Raw genomic sequence first — 554 nt, forward strand, 5'->3', positions numbered from 1 at the left:
CGTTAGGTTTGATGCTTGAATATGGTTCACTGGGGAAAGAGTTCAGTGGCTTATTTGGGTTGTTATTCTCTTTTCCCCATATTCTAAAAAATGGGTTGACCGCTGACCTAAAGCTAGCTGATTCATCAGGGAATTTATAGTTCTCTTTTAAAAATTCTCTATACTCAGATATTGGTTTTTCAATATGTTCACTTTCAGTTATAAATGTAACTACAGATGGATCATTTGTAGCTCTAGAAAACTTGTGGATAACACCGTCAAAGATAAAATCCATTTCAACTGTTATTATGCCAACATTGTCGATTATGTCAGATGATAACTTAATAAAATCATCTCCTGAAAATGCGAAGTCAATTAACATTAGAACTGATGACTTACCAATGGAATTTGCTCCATCATTTGGGCCTACAAGGACATTTAACCCGTCATTGAACTCTAACTTAGTATCAATTAATTTATTACACCTTAACTCGTTTAGCATTTTATTACCTTACCTAATTCTAGATCCAATTCAATCTTCCCTAAAACATATAGAACATCAATTGAATAAATAA

At 32.7% G+C, this 554-nt stretch carries 1 pseudogene; it reads right to left on the minus strand.

Annotated elements, in window-relative coordinates:
* Nucleotides 1-481: pseudogene (locus AB4653_RS23865) on the minus strand (flagellar protein FlgN); the annotation flags it as partial.
* Between the last annotated feature and the right edge of the window lie 73 nt (nucleotides 482-554).

The sequence above is a fragment of the Vibrio sp. 10N.222.48.A3 genome (genome assembly GCF_041475345.1).
Classification (GTDB): domain Bacteria; phylum Pseudomonadota; class Gammaproteobacteria; order Enterobacterales; family Vibrionaceae; genus Vibrio; species Vibrio tasmaniensis_A.